Source organism: Blautia caecimuris (assembly GCF_024622975.1).
Taxonomy (GTDB): Bacteria; Bacillota; Clostridia; order Lachnospirales; family Lachnospiraceae; genus Blautia_A; species Blautia_A caecimuris.
Genome location: NZ_JANJZT010000001.1, coordinates 267,908 through 289,938 on the forward strand (window position 1 = coordinate 267,908; position 22,031 = coordinate 289,938).

General features: G+C 43.1%; 15 protein-coding genes. 13 read left to right on the forward strand and 2 right to left on the reverse strand.

Annotated elements, in window-relative coordinates; translation table 11 throughout:
* Positions 1-13 precede the first annotated feature (13 nt).
* From NSA57_RS01245 to NSA57_RS01265, 5 genes are all read left to right on the forward strand, one after another.
* A complete protein-coding gene (locus NSA57_RS01245) occupies positions 14-1,012 on the forward strand; it encodes an arabinose ABC transporter substrate-binding protein (protein ID WP_257463753.1) in 999 nt (332 codons plus the stop codon).
* A gap of 270 nt (positions 1,013-1,282) precedes the next feature.
* Complete coding sequence (locus tag NSA57_RS01250) at positions 1,283-2,203, forward strand: AraC family transcriptional regulator (protein ID WP_257463754.1); 921 nt, start codon at positions 1,283-1,285, stop codon at positions 2,201-2,203.
* Complete coding sequence (locus tag NSA57_RS01255; RefSeq protein WP_257463755.1) at positions 2,200-3,264, forward strand: uroporphyrinogen decarboxylase family protein; 1,065 nt, start codon at positions 2,200-2,202, stop codon at positions 3,262-3,264. Before NSA57_RS01250 ends, NSA57_RS01255 begins: the two co-directional genes overlap by 4 nt.
* A gap of 26 nt (positions 3,265-3,290) precedes the next feature.
* Entirely contained in the window at positions 3,291-3,929 is a 639-nt protein-coding gene (locus NSA57_RS01260; protein WP_257463756.1) for a cobalamin B12-binding domain-containing protein, read from the forward strand.
* A gap of 32 nt (positions 3,930-3,961) precedes the next feature.
* Complete coding sequence (locus NSA57_RS01265; protein WP_257463757.1) at positions 3,962-4,969, forward strand: uroporphyrinogen decarboxylase family protein; 1,008 nt, start codon at positions 3,962-3,964, stop codon at positions 4,967-4,969.
* Between the two features lie 54 nt (positions 4,970-5,023).
* Here NSA57_RS01265 and NSA57_RS01270 read toward each other — a convergent pair whose 3' ends face one another.
* Entirely contained in the window at positions 5,024-5,881 is an 858-nt protein-coding gene (locus tag NSA57_RS01270; protein ID WP_257463758.1) for a helix-turn-helix transcriptional regulator, read from the reverse strand.
* A 155-nt stretch (positions 5,882-6,036) separates the two neighbouring features.
* Here NSA57_RS01270 and NSA57_RS01275 point away from each other — a divergent pair, with 155 nt between their 5' ends.
* The 5 genes from NSA57_RS01275 (at position 6,037) to NSA57_RS01295 (ending at position 13,670) form a co-directional block, all read left to right on the forward strand.
* Positions 6,037-9,342 (forward strand): tetratricopeptide repeat protein, encoded by a 3,306-nt coding sequence (locus NSA57_RS01275; protein ID WP_257463759.1) that lies wholly within the window; start codon positions 6,037-6,039, stop codon positions 9,340-9,342.
* A gap of 415 nt (positions 9,343-9,757) precedes the next feature.
* Entirely contained in the window at positions 9,758-11,053 is a 1,296-nt protein-coding gene (locus NSA57_RS01280; protein ID WP_257463760.1) for a serine/threonine protein kinase, read from the forward strand.
* A complete protein-coding gene (locus NSA57_RS01285) occupies positions 11,040-11,996 on the forward strand; it encodes a hypothetical protein (RefSeq protein ID WP_257463761.1) in 957 nt (318 codons plus the stop codon). The genes NSA57_RS01280 and NSA57_RS01285 overlap by 14 nt, the downstream gene beginning before the upstream one ends.
* Before the next feature lie 199 nt (positions 11,997-12,195).
* Positions 12,196-12,843: an HAD-IA family hydrolase gene (locus NSA57_RS01290; RefSeq protein WP_257463762.1), complete on the forward strand. Its 648-nt coding sequence runs from the start codon at positions 12,196-12,198 to the stop codon at positions 12,841-12,843.
* 32 nt (positions 12,844-12,875) lie between these two features.
* Positions 12,876-13,670, forward strand: a complete 795-nt coding sequence (locus NSA57_RS01295) for a CPBP family intramembrane glutamic endopeptidase (protein WP_257463763.1) — start codon at positions 12,876-12,878, stop codon at positions 13,668-13,670.
* A gap of 42 nt (positions 13,671-13,712) precedes the next feature.
* Here the strand turns inward: NSA57_RS01295 and NSA57_RS01300 are convergent, their stop codons facing one another.
* A complete protein-coding gene (locus NSA57_RS01300; RefSeq protein ID WP_257463764.1) occupies positions 13,713-15,068 on the reverse strand; it encodes an MATE family efflux transporter in 1,356 nt (451 codons plus the stop codon).
* Between the two features lie 229 nt (positions 15,069-15,297).
* On the opposite strand from NSA57_RS01300, the gene NSA57_RS01305 reads away from it, so the two are divergent.
* From NSA57_RS01305 to NSA57_RS01315, 3 genes are read left to right on the forward strand one after another with little or no spacing between them, the layout of a single operon-like run.
* Complete coding sequence (locus NSA57_RS01305) at positions 15,298-16,785, forward strand: TIGR02677 family protein (protein ID WP_257463765.1); 1,488 nt, start codon at positions 15,298-15,300, stop codon at positions 16,783-16,785.
* A gap of 1 nt (position 16,786) precedes the next feature.
* Positions 16,787-17,932, forward strand: a complete 1,146-nt coding sequence (locus NSA57_RS01310; protein WP_257463766.1) for a TIGR02678 family protein — start codon at positions 16,787-16,789, stop codon at positions 17,930-17,932.
* Positions 17,925-22,028, forward strand: coding sequence for a TIGR02680 family protein (locus NSA57_RS01315; RefSeq protein ID WP_257463767.1), 4,104 nt, complete (start codon positions 17,925-17,927; stop codon positions 22,026-22,028). Before NSA57_RS01310 ends, NSA57_RS01315 begins: the two co-directional genes overlap by 8 nt.
* Positions 22,029-22,031: the final 3 nt, after the last annotated feature.

Below are 22,031 nucleotides of genomic sequence, written 5' to 3' on the forward strand. Positions count from 1 at the left end.
AGGAGGAACAAACATGAAACGAAAAATGGTGAGCGTGGCATTATGTGCAGCAATGACAGCAGGTGTTCTGGCAGGAGGTGCAGTGACTGTAAGCGCTGAGGATAAACTGGTGGTTTATGGTATCTATAAAGCCGGCGATCAGACATGGTTTATCGACGAGGGTGCAGCAGCTCAGAAGGCAGTCGAAGAAGCAGGCGGAGAATTTGTATATGTAGATGCAAAGATGAATCCGGAAGAATACCTGAAAGCGATTGACAATGCCATTGCAAACAAGGCTTCCGGTATCGTAACCTGTATTCCGGACCAGACAATGTCTCAGGCAGCGATTGACAAAGCAGAAGAAGCTGGAATCCCGATCGTAGCAGCAGATGATGCTCTTCAGGATGCAGAAGGAAATAAGCTTGCTCCATGGGTAGGAATCGACGCTTATAACATTGGCGCTGCAAACGGCGAATGGCTGGCAAACTATGCAAATGAAAATGAACTTGTAGGAAAAGAGGATGTAGGACTTCTTCTTATGACTATGGATACGGTTTCCAGCTGTGTTCCTCGTGCAGAAGGCGAGCTTGATAAATTTACAGAGCTGTGCCCGGATTTCCCGGAGGCAAACGTATTTAAAGCAGACTATGACGGAACAACTGATAAAGGAAATACCGCTGCAGCAGCAGTTATCACAGCAAATCCACAGATCAAGACATGGCTGGTAACAGGCGCCAACGAAGAAGGATGTATTGGTGCGGCACGTGCGCTGGAGAGTGCAGGACTTGATGCAGATGCATGTGTAGTAGGCCTTGGCGCTTATATGGCAAAAGATGAGTGGAACAACAAAGGTGCAGACGGTACCTGTGTGAAAGCATCTGCATACTTCTCCGCAGATCAGGTTGGAGCAGGCTCTGTAGAAGTTCTTCTTGATATGATCGAAGGCAATGAGCCGGAGATGGAAACCGCAGTTGACGCAGTTGTTGTAACACCGGAAAACTACAAAGAAGAAATGGGAAGCTACGCGGAATAAAGAGACAGACCGCAGGGCAGATCATAAGAAATAAAGAAGGCTGTGCCGGGGGAATCTCCGGCACAGTTTTCTTTTTGACAAAACTGTGTTCCGAAATGTACAAATAATAAACCGGTAAATACCGTTAAGAGAAAGTAATATTATATTTCTGGTGTTAAAATCAATGTATAACAGGGAAAAGAAATACACTGAAAAAGAATCAGACTAATAAAAAATAATTCCGAATTATGTTAAAATAGAAAAAAGAGAATAACATATCCGGAGGAACATATGAACAGGATAAAAGAAAGTATTTTATCAATGGTTGTCAGTGATTCGTTTGATATCCGTACCAGAAACGCAGGAGTATTCCGGTTTCCGGCCGCCTATCGGTACGAAGCCCATACACACTGTGAAATTGAGATCAATTATATAAACAGCGGATCCTGCATCATGGGAGTGGAAGGCGTTTTTGTTCCACTGAAGCGAGGTGACTGCATCATTGTATATGCAGGAGTAAAGCATTTGTTTATTGTGGAGGATAAAGAAAACTGCAGAATCACACAGCTGGAATTTGAGGTGATCAATCTTCCTGAAAAAGCAAAGGAAATGTGCTTTTTTCGTATGGAAAATCCCTATATCCGGCTTCGAGGGTGCGAGGATGTATGTGAATATATGGAAAGCCTTTGCAGGATCCGGCGGTATGAAAAAGATAATGCAAACAGAGAAATGCTGGTGCAGCTGGGATATTTTCAGCTTTTTATTGAACTTTCCGAAAAAATAGGCTGTGCTGACAGGGGATCTCAGAAAAAAGGGAAAATAGAGAAAATTGATAAAATCATTCAGTACATCAACGAGAACTGGAGAAACGATATCTGTATTGAAGAGATCGCTGAAAGATTTGAAATCAGTTCCCGTTACATCCGCAAATGTTTTCAGCAGGAAACAGGAATGAGCTGCCAGCAATACATCTGTACCCTGCGGCTTGGAAAGGCAAAGGAACTTTTGTGGTTTACAACCAAATCGGTTACAGAGATTGCCATGGATACAGGATTTGGCAGTTCGCAGTATTTTTGCAGAGTATTTCAGAAGCATGAACATATGGCTCCTATGGAATACAGAAATTTATGGAAAAACAGGAACCGAAAGGGCTTTCCAGGACAAAGCTCTGAACCTGAAAAAAAGAATCAGATCAAGGAGGAAAAGAAATGACAAATCGGGAGAATTTTCTGTCGCTGCTGCGCAGACAGGGCTATGAACATGTACCTGTAGAATTTGTACTTTGTCCACATTTACAGAAGCTGTGTAAAGAGAAGCTCGGAGCAGAGGATTATGAGGAATACTTTGGATTTCCATGGCGCAGAGTGGACGACCTGAAGCTTGCAGACCAGGATGTGGAGAAATTCAGGAAATTTTATGAAAGACCGCTGGCGGAAGGAGCGGATATTGATCTCTGGGGAGTAGGACATGAAAAATCACCCAACAGCATGCATATGACTTATATGCGCCATCCGATGGAAGATATGGAAACTCTGGAAGAAGTTATGGAATATCCCTTCCCGGATTTTGCACATGCAGACGGATCTCATCAGCCAGAGCAGGTGAAAAAAATCAAAGAGCAGGATCTTGTGGCTTTGGGCGATATGCAGATGACGATATGGGAATGTGCCTGGTATATGAGAAGTATGGAAGAATTGTTCTGTGATATGGGTGACGAAAATGAGATTGCGGAATTCCTTTTTGATAAGGTAACAGAGCTGTCACTGATACGTGCAAAAGCCTACGCGAATGCAGGCGTGGATGTTCTGTTTCTGGGCGATGATATCGGAATGCAGCATACCATCATGATGAGCGAAGAACTGTACTGCCGGTGGATCAAGCCAAGACTGAAAAAAATCATTGATGAAGTAAAGCGGATTAATCCGGAGATCATTATCTTTTATCATTCCTGCGGATTTATAGAGCCTATGATTCCTCATCTTATCGAAGCAGGTGTAGATGTGCTGAATCCGATTCAGAGTGAGTGTATGGATTTTGGGGAAATTTATCAGAAATACGGAGATAAAATCTCTTTCCATGGAACCATCGGAACACAGACAGTAATGCCGAAAGGCACACCGGAAGAAGTGAAAGAAGCTGTGTGGAAAAACCTGGATATCGCAGGGGAAAAAGGCGGGCTTTTTGTAGCGCCTACACATATGCTGGAACCGGAAGTGCCTCTTGAAAACATACTGGCTTATGTAGAAGCATGCCGGACATATCGCAGGTCTTAAACAGTAATAGATAAAGGAGGAGCAGCATGTCAATTTTAGAAGAAATATCCGAGTTTTTACAGAAAGGGAAAAGAAAAAACGTAAAGGCTCTGATCGAACAGGCACTGGAAGAGGGAATTGATCCCAAAATAATCCTGAAGGAAGGCCTGATGTCAGGAATGAGCATCATTGGCGGAAAATTTAAAAGAGAGGAAGTTTTTGTACCGGACGTCATGATGGCGGCCCGGGCTATGAATGTGGGTCTGAGTATTCTGGAACCAAAGCTGGTGGAAGCGGGAAATGAGCCGATTGGACGAGTGGTGATTGGTACTGTACAGGGAGATCTTCACGATATCGGAAAGAATCTTACTGCCATGCTTTTGAAGGGAGCCGGTTTTGAAATCTATGATATGGGAGTTGACGTCAGCGCAGAGGCATTTCTGGAAAAAGCAGAAGAAGTCAATGCGGATATTATCGGACTGTCCGCCCTTTTATCCACAACGATGTCACAGATGAAAGAGGTCATTGATCTTCTGAAAGAAAAGAACCTTCGTGACAAGTATATTGTTATGATTGGGGGAGCGCCGATCACCAACGAATTTGCAGAAGAGATCGGTGCGGATTATTATACACCGGATGCAGCGTCAGCAGCAGAGGTGGCAAAAAAAGCAGTAGAGAGTAAATAAAAGAGAAAATCCAGGTAATGGGGGCAATTATTATGAAGAGAAATATGAAGCAATGGGCTTATGACTATATTCATGCACCAGAAAAGAAGGCCATGCCGATACTTTCTTTCCCGGGTGTTCAGATCATTGGCCATACAGTAGACCAGCTGGTAAGAAGCGGAGAACTGCAGGCGCAATGTATGCAGGCTGTCTCGGAACGCTTTGACACAGGTGCGGCATTCAGCCTTATGGATCTGTCTGTGGAGGCAGAGGCTTTTGGCGCGCCGGTATGCTACAGCGAAGACGATGTACCTACGGTTCATGGGATCCTGATCCATGATGAAGAGGAAGCGGAAGCACTGAAGATTCCTGAAGTAGGGGCAGGAAGGACCGGAGAATGTGTGGAGGGAATCCGCAAAGCATGTGAAAGAATCAGGAATAAACCGGTTCTTGCCGGAATCATCGGACCATATTCTCTTGCGGGAAGACTTCTGGATATGTCAGAAATTATGCTTCTCTGCTTTGATGAACCGGAAATGGTAGAAATGATACTGGAAAAAGCAACTGCTTTTTTGATCCAGTATGCAAAGGCATTTAAAGAAGCGGGAGCCAATGGAATCTGTATGGCAGAACCGGCGGCGGGACTTCTGTCTCCCGCGCTGATGGATGAATTTTCTACTCCCTATGTACAGAAGGTAAGGGAAGCAGTGGAAGATGAAAACTTTATTTTTATGTATCACAATTGTGGAAATATTTCTCCTCTTCTGGATCGTATCCGGGCATTGGATATGCAGGCATACAGTATTGGAAATGCGGTTGATGTGGAAAAAGTTCTGAAAGTGATTCCGGAAGACCGTATAGTGATCGGCAACATCGATCCTGCAGGAACGATTCGCAGTGGCACGCCGGAAAAAATCAGGAAAGAGACGCTGGAGCTTTTAAATCGATGCGGAAAGTATCCGAACTTTGTGATCTCCAGCGGATGCGATATTCCTCCGGCTGCACCTCTTGAAAATATTCAGGCATTCTTTGACGCCGTAAAGGAATATTATACCAGATAAGAAAAAACCGATGGCTGAGACTCTTTTATAGTCTTTGCCGTCGGTTTTTTATGCTTAAAGAGAAGAATCTGAAAAAATGCTGGAACGGAACTGGCTGGGAGTCATATGCTCCCATTTTTTAAAGGTAGAGCAGAAACTGCTTTCACTGCTGAAACCGGAGGAAAAAGCGATATCCTTTATGGGGAGATCCGGTGTGCGTAAAAGATATTTGGCGGAATTGATCCGTGTTGCAATGAGATACTGATATGGAGTATAGCCGGTTTCAGCGGAAAAGATCCGGGTAAAATGAAACAGGCTCATATTGGAATTGGCAGCCAGTGTCTCCATGGTCAGATGTTCGCTGAAATGCTTGCTGATGTAGATCAGAGAATTTTCAATTACCTCAGAATGGGAAAAGGTGGTTTTTGCCTGAGAACGGGAATTCAGGAGCGCATTGAGAATCTGGGTAATGCGGTCTGATACCATATACTCTTTAATGGGCATTGCTTTTTTGAAAAGGTCAACAAGTTTTTCCATATTGTGGATAACCGGAGACGGATTGGAGGGGGAAAAAACAATTCCCTGAACAGAGAGCAGCTCATAGTAGGAACGGGCAAGAGGACCGTCAAAATGAAGCCAGAGGACATCCGAATCTTCATCAAAACGATATCCATGAGGCTGATAGCAGTCCAGAAGGATAAAATTTCCGGAAGAGACCCGAAGTTCTTCATTCTGATACTGGATCAGGCAGGAACCTTTGATCAGATACATAAGAAGAAAACTGTCGTAGCTGTTCCGCCAGAGAGAGTATCCGGTCTCGTATTCAAAATATCCAAGAGCTATGGGATAAAGATAAAGCCTGGAAGCCGTAGCGCTGGGCTGATAGAGATAATAGTGAGAGTGCTCTTTTACTTTCGCTTCTTTTGAACGCATGGTGATCACCTTTCTGCTTTTTATTTTATAAGATTATAGAGCAATTTTTTGAAACTTTAAAGCAAGTTAAATGAATGATTCACAGGAAAAAGACTGGTATAATTATAATATCAAAAACATAAAGTCAAAGCAATAAAAATGTATGGGAGGTAACTATGAACGAGGTAAAGGTTTGGGAAGAAGAGTTGATTCTTCCAACATATGAAATAGGAGAAGCAGAAAAAAATCCTATTTTTTCTGAAAAACGTGTTTATCAGGGAAGTTCAGGAAGAGTTTATCCGTATCCTGTTACAGAAAAGATCCGGGACGAAAAGATTGACAAAGCATGGAAGGCTGTGATCCTGGAGAATCAGTATATTCGTGTTACAATCCTGCCCCAGCTTGGAGGAAGGATTTTAAGAGCCTATGATAAAACAAATGATTATGATTTTGTATACTACAATCATGTGATCAAACCGGCTCTGGTGGGACTCACCGGACCCTGGATCTCCGGCGGTATTGAGTTTAACTGGCCGCAGCATCACAGACCGACTACATATCTCCCTGTAGATTATGCAGTTTCTGAGCACGAGGACGGAAGCAGGACTGTTATGGTCAATGATGTGGACCAGATGTACGGAACAAAGGGAATTGCATCCTTTACGCTTTATCCGGACAAGGCCTATATTGAAATCCGTGGACAGCTTTACAACCGGACTCCGATGCCTCAGACTTTCCTTTGGTGGGCAAATCCGGCAGTTCCGGTAAATGACAATACACAGTCTGTATTTCCGCCGGATGTCCATGCAGTGATGGATCATGGCAAGAGAGACGTATCAAAATTCCCGATTGCCACTGGAGTTTATTATAAACATGACTACAGTGAAGGTGTAGATATTTCCAGATATAAAAATATCCCGGTGCCGACTTCCTACATGGCGGAAAAGTCAGAGTTTGATTTTGTGGGAGGCTATGACTACGGAAAAGAAGCCGGTATTCTTCATGTGGCAGATCATCATATTTCCCCTGGAAAAAAACAGTGGACTTGGGGCTGCGGTGATTTTGGAAAAGCATGGGACCGCAATCTTACAGATGAGGATGGTCCGTACATTGAGCTTATGACAGGAGTTTACACAGATAACCAGCCGGATTTTACCTGGCTGAAGCCATTTGAGGAAAAGACCTTCAAACAGTATTTTATGCCTTATAAAAAAGTGGGATATGTAAAAAATGCTTCCATTGACGCCATGGTCAATATGGAGGTTGAAAATGGAAAGGTATCTCTCTGTGTTTATACAACAGGAGAAGAAAAAGATGCCCGAATTGTACTGGAAAGAAGGGGAGAAGAAATTTTCTGCGATACAGCCGATATTTCTCCTGTCAGAATTTATGAAAAAGAGCTTTCTGTTGAGACAGAAGATAAAACAGAACTGACTGTCCGTGTTTTAAATGCACAGGGAAGAGTTCTGGTAGAATTTACACCTCTGGAAGAAAATATACCGGAGCTTCCGAAACCTGCTGAGGCGGCAAAGGCTCCGGAAGAGATCCTTACCTGCGAAGAACTGTATCTGACAGGTCAGCATATTGAACAGTACAGACATGCAACCTATCTTCCGGATCCGTACTATCTGGAGGGACTGAAAAGGGATGCAGGAGACATCCGTCTGAATACTGCTTATGGAATGCTTCTGTTCAGACGGGGACAGCTGAAAGAAAGTGAAGCATATTTCCGAAAAGCGTTGGAACGCATGACCTGGAAAAATCCAAATCCGTATAACAGTGAAGCATATTATGACCTGGGACTTACACTTTTCTATCAGGGAAGATATGAGGAAGCCTATGATGCGTTCTTTAAAGCAACATGGACAAATGAGCAGCAGGAAATGTCATTCTATTTCCTGGCAGCCATTGCATCCATGAAAAAAGACTATCTTTCTGCGCTGGAACTTGTGGAAAAAGGACTGGTCAAAAACAGTCATAACATTAAGGCAAGAGGGCTGAAGGCATCAATTCTTCGAAAACTGGGATGCACAGAACAGGCAGAAAAATGGATCGCAGAAAATCTTGAAATAGACTGCTTTGATTTTGTATCTTCCTATGAGGAAATTCTTTTGTCACAGCCGGAAGAACAGAATAACAGAAAACAGCTTCTGAAAGCAAAAATGAGAAACTTCCATCAGAACTTTATCCAGGCAGCCATCGATTATATGGAAGGCGGATTTTATCAGGAAGCGCTGGAAATACTGAATATCTGTGACGCACAGTGGCCGATGCTTTACTACTATCGCGGCGCTACCCTTAAAAAGATGGGAGATATCGAGGCTGCAAAAGAGATGTTCTGTCTTGCAGACAAAGCAGACCCCTATTGCTGTTTCCCAAATCGACTGGAGGATATCCATGTACTGCAAATGGCGGCAAAAGTAACTCCGCAGTGTCCGAAAGCTTATTACTATCTCGGAAATATCTGGTATGACAAGCGTCAGTATCAGGAAGCACAGGAAAACTGGGAAAAGGCTGCCGGGCTGGATCCGGAATACCCGACCACTCTCCGTAATCTTGCTCTTGTATATTATAATAAAATCAATGATCCCAGCCGCGCCCGCCTTGTTCTGGAAAAAGCGTTTGCACTGGATCCTTCCGATGCAAGAGTATTCCTGGAGCTTGACCAGCTGTATAAGAAATTAAAAATGTCTGCAGAGGACAGACTTGCTTTTTATGAGAAACATAAAGAAACCTTTGTAAAGAGAGACGATCTGTTCATTGAATATATCACTCTCAAAAACTTTACAGGTGAATACGAAACCGCCTATGAGCTTCTGATGGGAAGAAAATTCCATCCATGGGAAGGCGGAGAAGGAAAAGCAACTACCCAGTATACCACAGCTCTTGTAGGAATGGCGAAAAGAGCCCTTGCAGAGAAAAATTACGAGGAAGCAGAAGAGCTTTTGGAAAAAGCCCTTGTTTATCCGGAGAATCTGGGAGAAGGAAAGCTTGAGGGAACAAAGGACAACCATATCAATTATTATCTGGCTGTGGCAAAGGCGGCTCTTGGTAAGGAGGCATGCGCAGAGGAACTTCTGGAAAAAGCAACAACAGGAACAGATGAACCTGCGGGAATGATGTTCTACTATGACCAGCCTGCAGATATGATCATGTATCAGGGAATGGCTCTGGAAAAACTGAAAAAAAGCACACCCTCAAAATCAAGGTTCCAGAAGCTGATCAGTTATGGAGAGGCTCATATTTATGATGAAGTAAAAATGGATTACTTTGCAGTATCCTATCCGGATCTTCAGATTTTTGAGGAGGATCTTACCAGAAAGAATCAGGCTCACTGCTATTACCTTATGGGGCTTGGAAATCTGGGGCTGAAAAATATGGAAAAGGCAGCTCAGTATTTCAAAGATACCTTAAAACTTGATCCCCATCATCTGAATGCAAGAATTTATTTAATGGATATTGAAAGGGAAATATCTGTCTGATCAAGAAAAGTAAAAAATTCCGGAATACTATAAGGCGGGGAATGAATCCTGCTGATGTCCGGCTGTTTCTGTAAAAAATCAGGTACAATCATTTCTCCGGTCAGTGATAACATTTCACTGACTGGAGTTTTGGTGTATGTTTTATAGAAATTTAAGAATTGAAAAGAACAATTTGTGCTATAATACAAACATCAACATTTCTTTTTCCGGAGTTCATCCGGTAAGTTCCCATTTTATTTTTTATAAATGAGTAAATATCAAATTCTACACAATAGAATCCGTAATATACGGACATAAAAGAAAGATCAGGCTGTATATGTGTATGTTATAAAGACAGATTCGTGAGTATTTTTGTGCACTTTTTCAAAGTTGTTCATTAAGATATATGAAAAGATCAGACATGTAATTTGTGCGCATGGAAAGAGGAGGAGATCGTATCGAATTAACCGGAATTATTTTAAAAGGGCGTTATTGTATTATGGAAAGGATCGGCAGGGGTGGAGAGGGGGATCTTTATCTTGCAAGAGATCTGGAGCTTGGCATATACCGGGCGGTAAAGGAACTTCCTGCTGAGAAAAAACGTGAGGCAGGGCTTTTTCGGCTTTTGGAGCATCCTTCTCTTCCGAAGATGATTGATTATACAGAACAGAATGATCATTGTTATCTTGTAATGGAGTATATCAGGGGAAAATCTCTGGGACAGTATCTGAACGAGGGAAGAATATTTTCCGGAGAGGAGATTCTGTCCATTGCAGGTACGGTGCTGCAAATTCTGAAATATCTGCATTCCAGAAAGCCGGCGGTTTATTACGGAGATTTGAAGCCGGACAATCTGATGCTGACGGAATCAGGAAGGCTTTATCTGGTTGACTTTGGAAGCGCAGTTTTGGGATATGAAAGACAGAGCTTTTATTGTCTGGGAACAGAGGGGTATGCGGCTCCGGAGCAGTATCAGGGGAGGATTGTTCCTGCCAGTGACTTTTATGCTTTGGGAAAAACTGTAGATGAGCTGTGCCAGAAGCGCAGGCTTCAATATTTTTTTCAGTTTCCGGGGCTTGGATTTTTTATCAGAAAATGCTGCTTCAGTCAGCCGGAAAAACGCTGGAGATCAGCAGAGGAAGCAGAAAATGCATTGCAGAAAATAAAACCTCTGTCCTGGAAAGTATGGAAGGGAGCGGCTGTCGGACTGTGTTGCTTTCTTTGTACTGCAGTCATAATGGGGACGCTGACAACAGAAACAATGCAAAGACTGGAAATGCAGGAATTGGAAACTGCTATATCTCCGGTTACTGCCTGGTATTATTCCATGGATTTTCGGTCAGGCGGGAATGGTATCAGAAAAATAATCACAGGTCAGATAGAAAAATCCGGGCAGAGATTTCTGAGGATTTATGATGCTTTGGAGCAACAGCAGCAAGTGCTTACACTTCTTGCTCAGAACAGTGAACTGGAAGGAAATATGGCAAAGGCAGAAGGGTATTACAGACAGATGCTCCGGGAAAAGGCAGGAAATAAAGAATACTCTCTGTACGGGTTATTTCTGATCAGGCAGGGAAGGGAAACAGAAAGCGTGGAATTATATAAGCTGATGAAAAACAGAAAAGATTTAAAAAGTGATTCTGATTACGCAAAAGACGTAGAACACTGGAAAGAATATCTGAAACAATTATCCGTATTAAAAGGAGAGGAAACGAAATATGATCTCAAATAGAATGAAGAATAAATATACGCTAAAGAGAAAAAGACATATCCTAAGGAAAAAAGAACATGTCGGGGAAAAATATCTGGCTGATTTCTCGGGAAACAGAAAGTTTCTGTCAGTAATCTCAGTTCTTGTACTTGTAACAGCAATTAGACAGACAAGCGCTGCTCAGGATCTTGGAGGGTTTCATGTGGAGACGCTTCCGGGAGAAAGCACAGGTATTCCCTCTGACTGGGAAGTGGGAGACGGGGACCAGGATTTTGGGGAACAACAGCAGTCTGAGGAAAATGGATATGAGGATATGTTTGGGTCAGGAGAAGAAAGCTGGCAGGGGGAGATTTATGAAGAGCCGGAAACTGTGCCCGAAAGCGGGGGCGTGTCTGCCTGGGAAAACAGCATGGAAAATATGGAAGAAACAGATACGGAATATTTGGAGGAAATAAGGAATCAGAGTGAAGCGGAAGAGCTGCAGGAAAATCTGTCCAAGACAGGGGAGTCGGACCGGACAGGAACAGAAGGTTTCCAGAACATGCCGCCTTGCAGGACGCAGCAGCCAGTGGAAACAGTTTCTCCAACCGCTTCCGCTGATATTGCGTCAGACATGGGGGCAGATTTATATCAGGCAGAGAAAACAGAAAAAGATGACAGAGATAAGGAACCGGAAAGTTTCCGGAATCAGCTGCATGCGGTACCGGAAGTTCTTTACTGGAAAGGCACAATAAAAACGACGTCAGAGCCGGTTCTGAATATAAAACGGAACGGGAACGTTCAGATTTTGTCATTGAGAGTAAATGGAAAGGAAACAGCATGGATTCAGGAGGAAAACAGGATTTATCCGGAGATTCCAGAGGAACAGAAGGCATCAGAAAAGGTATTTCAGACAGAGCTGGCGTTTCTTTCTTATAACGGAATGGAAGCCGGAATTTACGTGGACGTTCCGGGAAAATCATGATATACTATCCGATAATCAGTAAACTATAAATGAGTAAATTTGAAAAAGTGCGCAAAATCATCATGAATTTATCTTTATAAGATGCATATATAGAGCTTAATCTTTCTTTTATGTGCGTATATTACGGATTCTATTATGCAAAATTCGATATTTGCTCATTTATAGCAGTAAATAAAAATTCTGAAAATCGGAGGCGCATATGTATAAAGTAATTTTATTTGATCTGGATGGCACGCTGACAGAATCCGGGGAAGGAATCACAAAATCTGTACAGTATGCACTGGAGAAACTGGGAAAACCTGAGGATGATCTGAAAAAGCTGGAGGTGTTTGTAGGGCCGCCTCTTTTGCAGCAGTTTATGGAGTATGCCGGACTGGATGAGGAAACCGGAATAAAAGCAGTAGAATATTACAGAGAGCGATATTCTACAGTTGGAATTTTCGAAAATCAGCCTTATCCTGGAGTGGAGGAAATGTTGGATACATTGTGTGGAAAAGGATATATTCTTGCAGTTGCCTCTTCCAAGCCGGAATATTTTGTAAAAAAAATTCTGGACCATTTCGGGCTGACCAGATATTTCAGCGAGATTGTGGGAAGTGAAATGAGCGGAAAAAGAACTGGCAAGGCAGAGGTGATCGAGGAAGTTCTTAACCGTCTGAATATGCAGGAGCATCGGGATGAAGTTATCATGGTAGGGGACAAGGAGCATGATGTGTTCGGAGCCAGAAAGGCCGGGATTGAATGTGTTGCAGTGGCCTATGGATACGGTACGGAGCAGGAGCTGAAACAGGCTCAGCCCTTAAAAATTGTAGATTCCGTACAGGGAATTGTTGATTTTTTCTGCTGACCCCTCTGCATAAACAGAGTATTTTAAAAAAAGTGTGGAGGGTACTCTACCCCTGCGGAATCCATTTTCTTATCAGTCAGATCGTAGGGTATGCAGCTCTGGCAGTAATTTGTTACAGAATGGGATACGGACTGGAATTTTATCAGTCTCAGACTATTTTGATGACAGGAATTACCGCGCTTCTGACAATGGTTCCCTGTATCTGGTTTTATCAGAAGGATAAAGGTGCAAGAATTGCCAGGGGAGTGATTCCGGAGCAGCCGGGAAAGAAGCTGAAGCCTGGAGAAGGAATCCTTTTACTTCTGCTGGGAGCGTCACTTGCCACATTTGCCAATATGCTGGTGGCTTTGCTGCAAAATGTTCTGAATGTACAGGAATATCAGGAAAATATGGCACAGATCACAAATGGAAAAAGCTTGTTTATGCTCATCTTCTGGATGGGAGTGATCGCGCCGCTTGCAGAGGAGATTGTTTTTCGCTGGCTGATCTACCTGAGGCTGAGAGATTATACCAGGGTGGCAACGGCGGCAGTGATATCAGGAGTATTTTTTGGTGTTTATCACATGAATCTTACCCAGGCTGTTTATGCAGGAATCCTGGGATTTGTATTTGCGTATTTCCTGGAGATCACAGGAAGCCTGTGGGCAAGTGTTCTGCTTCATATGGGTGCAAATATCTGGTCCCTGCTTCTTCCGGAAATGCTGCTTCGGATGCCGGAGAAACAGATGGTCACCGCTGCAATGGGGATATATATAGTTCTTTTATGTGTACTTGGGACAGGCAGCAGTTACTTTAAGAAACGTGCGTGTCGCAGAAGAATGGTTTGAAAAAGCAGCTGCTGTACGAAATATTCGTGCGGCAGCTGCTTTTTACCCACGGGAATTAAAATGCAGCCAGTCTGATTTCAGATAAAAAATCAGAAATACAATGGAGCTTAGTGTCCAGGTCAGAGGATAAGCCCAGAAGATTACCTGGATAGAGGGGATCAGCTTTACGATAATGGTAATATAGCTTACCCGGATGATACACCAGCAGATCATCATGACAAACATGGGGATGATGGATTTTCCGGCTCCCCGGAGAAGGCCTGCCAGACAATGAGAAAATGCCAGCAGGAAATAGAACAGAGTCACTGTACGAGCCTGCTGTACTCCAAAGGCTACCACATCCGGATCACTGTTAAAGGCTGCAATCAGCACAGGGGAGGCAAAATAAATGATGATTCCTATGCACTCTGCCATAATAAGACTGCAGATAATACCGAAGCGGGCGCCTTTTTTTGCTCTGTCATACTTTTTGGCCCCAAGATTCTGGCTGATAAAGGTAGTCAGAGACATAGAAAAGCAGGTGATCGGAAGAAAACCAAACCCTTCTACCTTGGAATAGGAGCCGCATCCGGCTACTGCCAGTTTGCCAAAGCTGTTGATATTAGACTGGACAACCACATTTGCCAGAGAAATAATGGAATTCTGAATGCCTGCCGGAAGTCCGTTGGAAATGATTTGGCGGAGCATGGCGGGATCCAGCTGGATTTTACCAAGAGATACCTGGTATTCCTCCGGACTTTTCCTTGTCAGTCGGTTCAGGCAGAGGAAGGCGCTGACAAACTGGGAAATGATCGTGGCAGCGGCTGCAGCTCCTACACCCATGTGGAAAACGCCTACAAATAAAAGATCCAGACAGATATTTACCAGAGAGGAAAATATCAGATAGTACAGAGGATGTTTGCTGTCGCCTACAGACTGCAGGATACCCACAAAATTATTATAGAGGACAAAAGCTACAGAGCCCAGGAAATAGATCCGGAAATACCGGATGGAATTGGGGAGTACGTCTGTGGGAGTCTTCATCAGAACCAGGATTTTTGGCGCAAGAAGAATACCCAGAATCGTCAGGAGAACCCCTGAGATCAGCCCAAAGCCTATGGTGGTGTGGATGGCTTTCTGCAGATCCTTTGTCTGTCTTGCCCCAAAGTAACGGGCAATTACTACTCCGGCTCCAATGGCGATTCCATTAAAAAATCCTACCAGAAGAAAAATAAGACTTCCGGAGGAACTGACAGCGGCCAGGGCATTGCTGCCCAGAAAATTTCCTACGATCAGAGAATCAGCAGTATTGTAAAGCTGCTGAAAAAGATTGCCCAGAAAAATAGGAATGGCAAAAGCAGTCATCCTTTTCCAGATCGGTCCTTCTGTGAGAAGTGTTTTTGAGGAAGTGGCGCTCATATGTAAAACCTCGCTTGTTTATTAGTTTAATTCTCTTGTAGTTTACTACACTAAATTATACTGAAAAGTATCAGGAATTGTCAAGGAAGCGCTGGTTTTTAGCAGTATCCAAACTGAGATTATATGAAAAAGGATTTTAGAAAAATTCTTGAACCTCTGTTGTCTGTATGCTATCATAAAAAGGTAACAAAAGTGGGAAAATTGAAATGACACACCCGAGGAAAATATAATGAAAATTCAGGAAAAAATGAGAAAGCCGATGATGGAGGCAAAATATCTGAATGTAGAAAACACAGAAAGATATCGCCCGATCATCCGGCTTTTTTATTTAAAATACGAAAAACTGAAATACTGGCTGTATCAGGAGGAGGTATTCGAAGAGCTGAAAGAGGATCCTTCTTTTGCAGAATATACAATGATACAGTGTCAGCAGGATCTGGCGGCTTTGGCATCATGGGGAAACCTGGTAACAATTCAGGATACCAGAAAGGTCAGCAGTATTGAGGAGTTCAAAAATAAAAAATTTCGTTATCAGCTTTCAGAGACAGCAGTAGAAGTAGAACGAATGGTAATACGGGTGGAAAACCTGTTTATTGAAGGTTCTTCTCTGGAACCAACTCTGTTGGAGAGACTGCGGATCAGTCTTGAGAAAATGGAAGAAATGGCTTCCCGGAATGAGGAAAAGCTTTATGGATGGTGGAATGATCTGAATAATGATTTTATCCGTCTGAATCAGAATTATCAGGACTATATGCGTGAACTGAACAGTGTTAAAGCAGAGGAAATGATGAAGACCAGGGAATTTCTTCTGTTTAAGGACAGGCTGATCGAGTATCTGCGGTCATTTGTAAAAGGGCTTCAGGCAAACGTATCTGCAATTGAACAGAAGCTTCGGAATATGGACAGAGAAACTGTGCATCAGATTTTGGAAAAAGCTACGGCCTATGAGCTTTCTATTCCCCGGATGGATGTTGAGATAGATGAGCAGATGATTTTTGATAAGAATCAGGGTCGCTGGGAGAGTATCGTGGAATGGTTTTCCGGAAAAGACGGGGCGGAGTCTGAGGCTGGGAAGGTATTTGATACCACAAATGAAATTATCCGTAAAATCACCAGATATGCTGCGCGAATCAGTGAGATGAGCAGTCAGGGCTCCAACCGCAGGGAAGAATACAAAAAAGTAGCCCGTATTTTTCATGAGTGCAGGGATATTCAGCAGGCCCACAGACTGGCTGCTGTTGTATTTGGCATAGAGAAGCCTTTTCATTTAAAAGGGAATTTACAAAGAGAAACAGACAGCATTAACAGCGGCGTATACGAAGAAGCTCCCGGTGTGATTACACTGACTCCAAGAATCCGTACCTATCGGGAAAAGGCAAAGAGAACAGGAATTCGTGATCATTCAAAAGAAAAAGAAGAAATGCGTGCGTCAGAAATAAAAAGACTGGAGCAGGAAAGAAAACTGCTGAAAAGCTATATTAAAGATAATTGTCTGGAGTTTGCCTCTCTTCCGGAAATTGAGCCTCAGGTAAGAGATATTTTTCTTTTATGGCTGTCAAAAGCACTGGAAAGGAAGGATCACAGGGCAAAGACGGAAGAAGGCCAGATTTATTACATTGAACAGGCGGATGTGCAGGAATACTGTACTCTGAATTGTACGGACGGCACTTTTCAGATGCCTGCCTATACCATGATATTTGAGGAAGAGAAGGACTAAGATGAATGTACTGGAGATTTTGCTGAACCGGAGATGGATCCTGAAGTCGAGAGATCGGGAACTTTATTATCAGGTAAAAGAGAAGCTGGCTTCCGGTGAGGAAAAGAAATTTTTGAGAGAAAAGCTGGGGTATCAGGTGATTGTAAATCCCTATTTGATCAAGGTGGAAAAAATGCCTGCTGTGCCGGAAAACTGGATGGGGATTTTGGACTTTAAAGAGCCTGTGGAGTATGTGTTTTTTTGCCTTGTCCTTATGTTTCTGGAGGAGAAGGAAGCAGAAGAACAGTTTGTGCTGTCTGAGCTTACAGAGTATGTACAGAGTCAGTATGAAGGGGAGCAGATTGACTGGACGGTTTATCGGTACCGCCGTCATATGATCAAGGTGATGAAATACTGTACTGCCTGTGGGATTCTGAATATAGACGATGGAAGCGAAGAGGGATTTGCCCGGGACTATACAGGAGAGGTTCTGTATGAAAATACAGGTGCTTCCAGATATTTTATGAAAAATTTCACTCAGGATATTATGGGCTACCATTCACCGGAGGACTTTGAAAAGGAAGAGTGGATCGACGTCAATGAGGACAGGGGAATTGTGCGGAGACAGAGAGTTTACCGGAGACTTTTGATGTCTATGGGCATGTATAAGGATTCAGATTCAGAAGAAGATTTCGCCTATGTGAGAAATTACAGAAATATGATACAGGGAGAACTCTCCGAGCTGTTTGACTGCGAGCTTCAGGTTCACAGAAACAGTGCGTTTTTGATTCTGAATGAAAACAGCCATCTTGGCAGATGTTTTCCGGAGGAAAATACCTTGTCAGATATTGTTCTTCTGTTTAACCGAATTCTGCAGGAAAAGCTTCAGACAGGAGAAATTCAGGTTCCTCTTGATGAGCAGATCAGGATTCCAAGGGAAGCCTTTCAGAGACTTGCAGAAGAATGCAGAGAGAGATTTGGAGCAGCCTGGAATAAAACATATCGGGAAATGACTTTTGGAGAAATCTATCGGGAGATGGCTGACTATATGAAAGAATTAATGCTTATAGAAGAAAAACAGGATGAGATTGTTATAAGACAGGCAGCAGGAAAGATCATGGGAGTTTATCCGGCAGATTTTGTATTAGAGGGAGGACAGAATGAATAACAGTAAGTGGCAGATCAGCAAGGTGGGACTGATTGATTTCTGGTATTATGATGAAGAAGAATTTGATTTTCTGGACGGTCGTATGCTGCTAAGGGGAGCAAATGGTTCAGGAAAATCTGTTACCATGCAGAGCTTTATTCCGCTTCTTTTGGACGGAAATATGAGACCGGAACGTCTGGATCCCTTTGGCTCCAGAGCTAGAAAAATGGAAAATTATCTTCTGGAAGAGGGTGATGACCGGGAAGAACGGACCGGCTATCTTTATATGGAATTTAAACGCATGAAAAGCGAGGAATACATGACCCTTGGACTGGGAATCCGCGCCAGAAAGAATAAAAAGCTGGAATCCTGGTATTTCTGTATTACAGACAACCGACGGGTTGGAAAAGATGTTTTTCTGTATAAGGATGTGGACAACCGTATTACCTGCTCAAAGGCAGAACTGAAAAATCGTATTGGCGACGGCGGAAAGGTAATGGAAACCCAGGGAGAATATGCGGCCTGTGTGAACCGTCTTCTGTTTGGGTTTGAGACTCAGGAGGAGTACAGGGAGTTTCTGGAGCTTCTGATCCAGCTTCGTACGCCTAAATTATCAAAGGATTTTAAGCCTACAGTAATCAATGAAATCCTCAGCAGTTCTCTGCAGACTCTGTCGGAAGATGATCTGCGCCCTATGTCAGAAGCAATTGAAAACATGGACAGCCTGAAAACAAATCTGGATTCTTTGAATGAGAGCATAAATGCTGCCAGACAGATTGAAAAGGTGTATGATCAGTACAATCAGATTGTCTTGTACGACAAGGCTATGATGCTGACGGAGGCTCTGAAAAATCTTGAGGATTGTGAAAAAACAGAAAAGGAGCTCTCAGAGAGTCTTATGAACAGGGAGGAGCTTTTGATTCAGGAGAAGCAGCATTATGAAGCTCTGGCATGTGAGGAGACGGTATTAAAAGAAGAAAGCAGTTCTCTTGCGGAAAGTGATGCGGCAAAGCTGAAAGATCAGGAAATAAAGCTGACGCAGGATCTGGATGAAAAGCGGAAGGAAGAGAGAAAAAAAGAGGCTCAGGAACAGGAGAAAAAAGAAAAACATCTGGATGCAAAGGAAAGGCTCAGACAGGAAAATGAGAGAAATGAAACTATCTGGGCTGACATGGAAGGCTGTCTGGATGAAATGGAAGAGGAAATGGAAGATATCCCCTTTGATGAGTTTTCTTTTTTAAGGAAAGAACTTCTGGAAGACAGGAATCCTTCTTATTCGTTTTCATCTCACAATGCTTTATTAAAAAAATATACAGACAAGGTGGAAGAAGGAAAAGAGGGGCTTACGGAGGAAAAAAACTGTCAGGATCGATATGACAGATACCTGAAAGAGCTGGATGTCTGTCAGCAGCAGCGGGATCAGGCGGAAAGATCAGTCCAGCAGTATGAAAAACTGTTTCAGGAGACAAAGGCAGAGCTGACAGAAAAAATTTATATCTGGGCTCACGAAAATCAGGAGTTAAAACCAGAACCGGATGCACTGAGGGAAATGACCCGAAAAATTCAGGAGTATGAATTAGGGGAGGACTTTCTGGAAATCCGTGATTCTGTAAAAGGCATTCTGTTCAGTAAGGAAAGTGAATTGAACCGGGAAAAGCTGCAACTGGAACAGGCTCATGGCAAAGCACAGGAATCCTTCGAAGAATTAAATGCAGAACTTGAAAGCTGGAATAATAAAAAAGATCCGGAACCGGAGCAGCCAGAATGTGTAAGACAAAATCGAAGAAGACTGAAGGAACAGGGAATACCCTATCAGCAGTTTTATAAAATCATAGAGTTTGACACAGGATTAACTAGAGAACAGGCAGACCGCATAGAAGAGGCTCTTATGAATATGGGAGTTCTGGATGCCCTGATTATCTCAGAGGAATATCGGGAACAGGTGTATTCTCTGGACCCAGGCGTCTGCGACAAATATATTTTCAGTGACGTTTCCCATGTGAAAGAGAATCTGACTCAGGTCCTGGACGTGGATAATGGAGAGCAGGATATTCTTTTATATCATAGCATCTCCAATATTCTTTCAGCAATAGGATTTGGAAGCCGGGAGGAGCAGAGCGGTCATTCCTGGATTGACAGAGAGGGAAATTACCGGATTGGAGTGCTGGAGGGTACGGTTACAAAGGAGTATAAAGCGCGTTTTATTGGTGCCCGTGCACGGGAAGAATACAGGAAAAGTAAGATAGAAGAGCTGACAGTCCTTTGTGAACAGGAAGAAAAAGAAATCCGGATGCTGGAAGAAGCTATAGTGCAAAATGAAGAAAGAAGGAACAGGCTTCAGAGAGAATGGTTGGAGTTTCCAAAAGAGGATGATCTGAAAACAGCGGCAAAGGCCCTGGCAGAGTGTGAATATAAGTTGGAAATTTCGGTAAGACAGCTGGGAGAACAGCAGATCATTACGGAAAAAGAAAGAAAAAATCTGGATCAGATTCGGATTAAGGTCAGGGAGCTTTGTTCAAAAGCATATTTAACGCCTCGTCTGGAGCTGTTTGTACAGACGCTGGATGGGCTGAGAAATTATAAGGAGCTTTTGGCTAGTCTCCAGGTTTTATGGGGAAATTATCAGAATGGTCTCCGATTTGTGGAAAGTCAGGAAGCGTATCTGGAGGAGCTGGAACAGGATCTGGACGAAATACGGTATGAAAGAATTCGGATTCAGCAGAAAATACGGGAATTGGAGGGGCTTTTGGATTCTGTGAGAAAACAGCTGGAGCTTACGGATTATGAGCAGATACAGGAACGCCTGGATTTCTGCATGAAGCGTCTCTTGCAGCTTCCGAAAGAACGGGAAAACAGTGTAAGGGAACAGGAAGCCCTGGAAGGTGAAATCCAGACGCTTGAAGAAAAAATCAAGGAAAACGGTATAAAGAAACAGGAATTTCTGAAAAAACAGGAAAAGTATCAGTATATTTTCCAGAAAGAATATAATTTAGGGTATGTGGAAAAAAATTTTGTAATTACAGAGGATATGGATGATCAGGCGCGGAAGGTGTGCAGGATGTTTGCAGGAGGCTTTGGAAATAAGAAACAGAGCGACCTGTTTGGAAATCTTCAGGAGATTTATCATCAGAACCGGGGATATCTTCTGGATTATCAGATTACTCTGTTGTCTCTGTTTGGTGATCTGGATGAGGACAGTCTGTTTTATGAAAAAAGTGTAAAGCGAATTGATATTTCGGCAAAATATCGGGGAATATCAGTGACTTTTAAGGAACTGATCCGGAAATTGACAGAAGATGCGGAATCATTGTCTGCTCTTTTAAATGAAAGAGACCGGGAGCTGTTTGAGGATATACTTGCAAACACGATCAGTAAAAAAATCAGGATAAAGATCCAGGCAAGCAGGCGCTGGATAGAAAAAATGAATACACTAATGGAATCCATGCAGACCTCAAGCGGATTGAAATTAAGTCTTCGCTGGAAGAATAAGCAGGCTCAAAGAGAAGATCAGCTGGATACCAGATCTCTGGTGGAGCTGCTTCAGAAGGATGCGGAGATTATGAGGGAGGAAGAGGTTGAGAGCCTTTCCCGTCATTTTCGGTCAAAAATTGAGGAAGCCCGTAAAATTTCAGGAGAAACCGGCGCAGTTCAGTCCTTCCATGCAACTATGCGGGAGGTACTGGACTACAGAAAGTGGTTTGAATTTCAATTGGAGTGCCAGAAAACAGGAGAGAAGAAGCGGGAGCTGACAGACAGAGTATTTTTTACCTTCAGCGGAGGAGAAAAAGCCATGTCCATGTATGTTCCTTTATTTTCAGCAGTGGTGGCAAAATATGCAGGAGCCAACGAGGATGCGCCAAGGCTGATTTCTCTTGACGAGGCTTTTGCCGGTGTAGATGAAACCAATATCCGGGATATGTTCCGTCTGATGGTGGAATTTGAATTTAATTTTATGATCAATTCTCAGATTTTGTGGGGCGATTATGATACGGTTCCGGGACTGGCAATTTATCAGCTGATCCGACCGGAAAATGCAAAGTTTGTTTCTGTGATCCGCTATATCTGGAATGGAAAGAAAAAGATCATGACAACAGGAAGTACGGAACAGAGGTCATAGGAA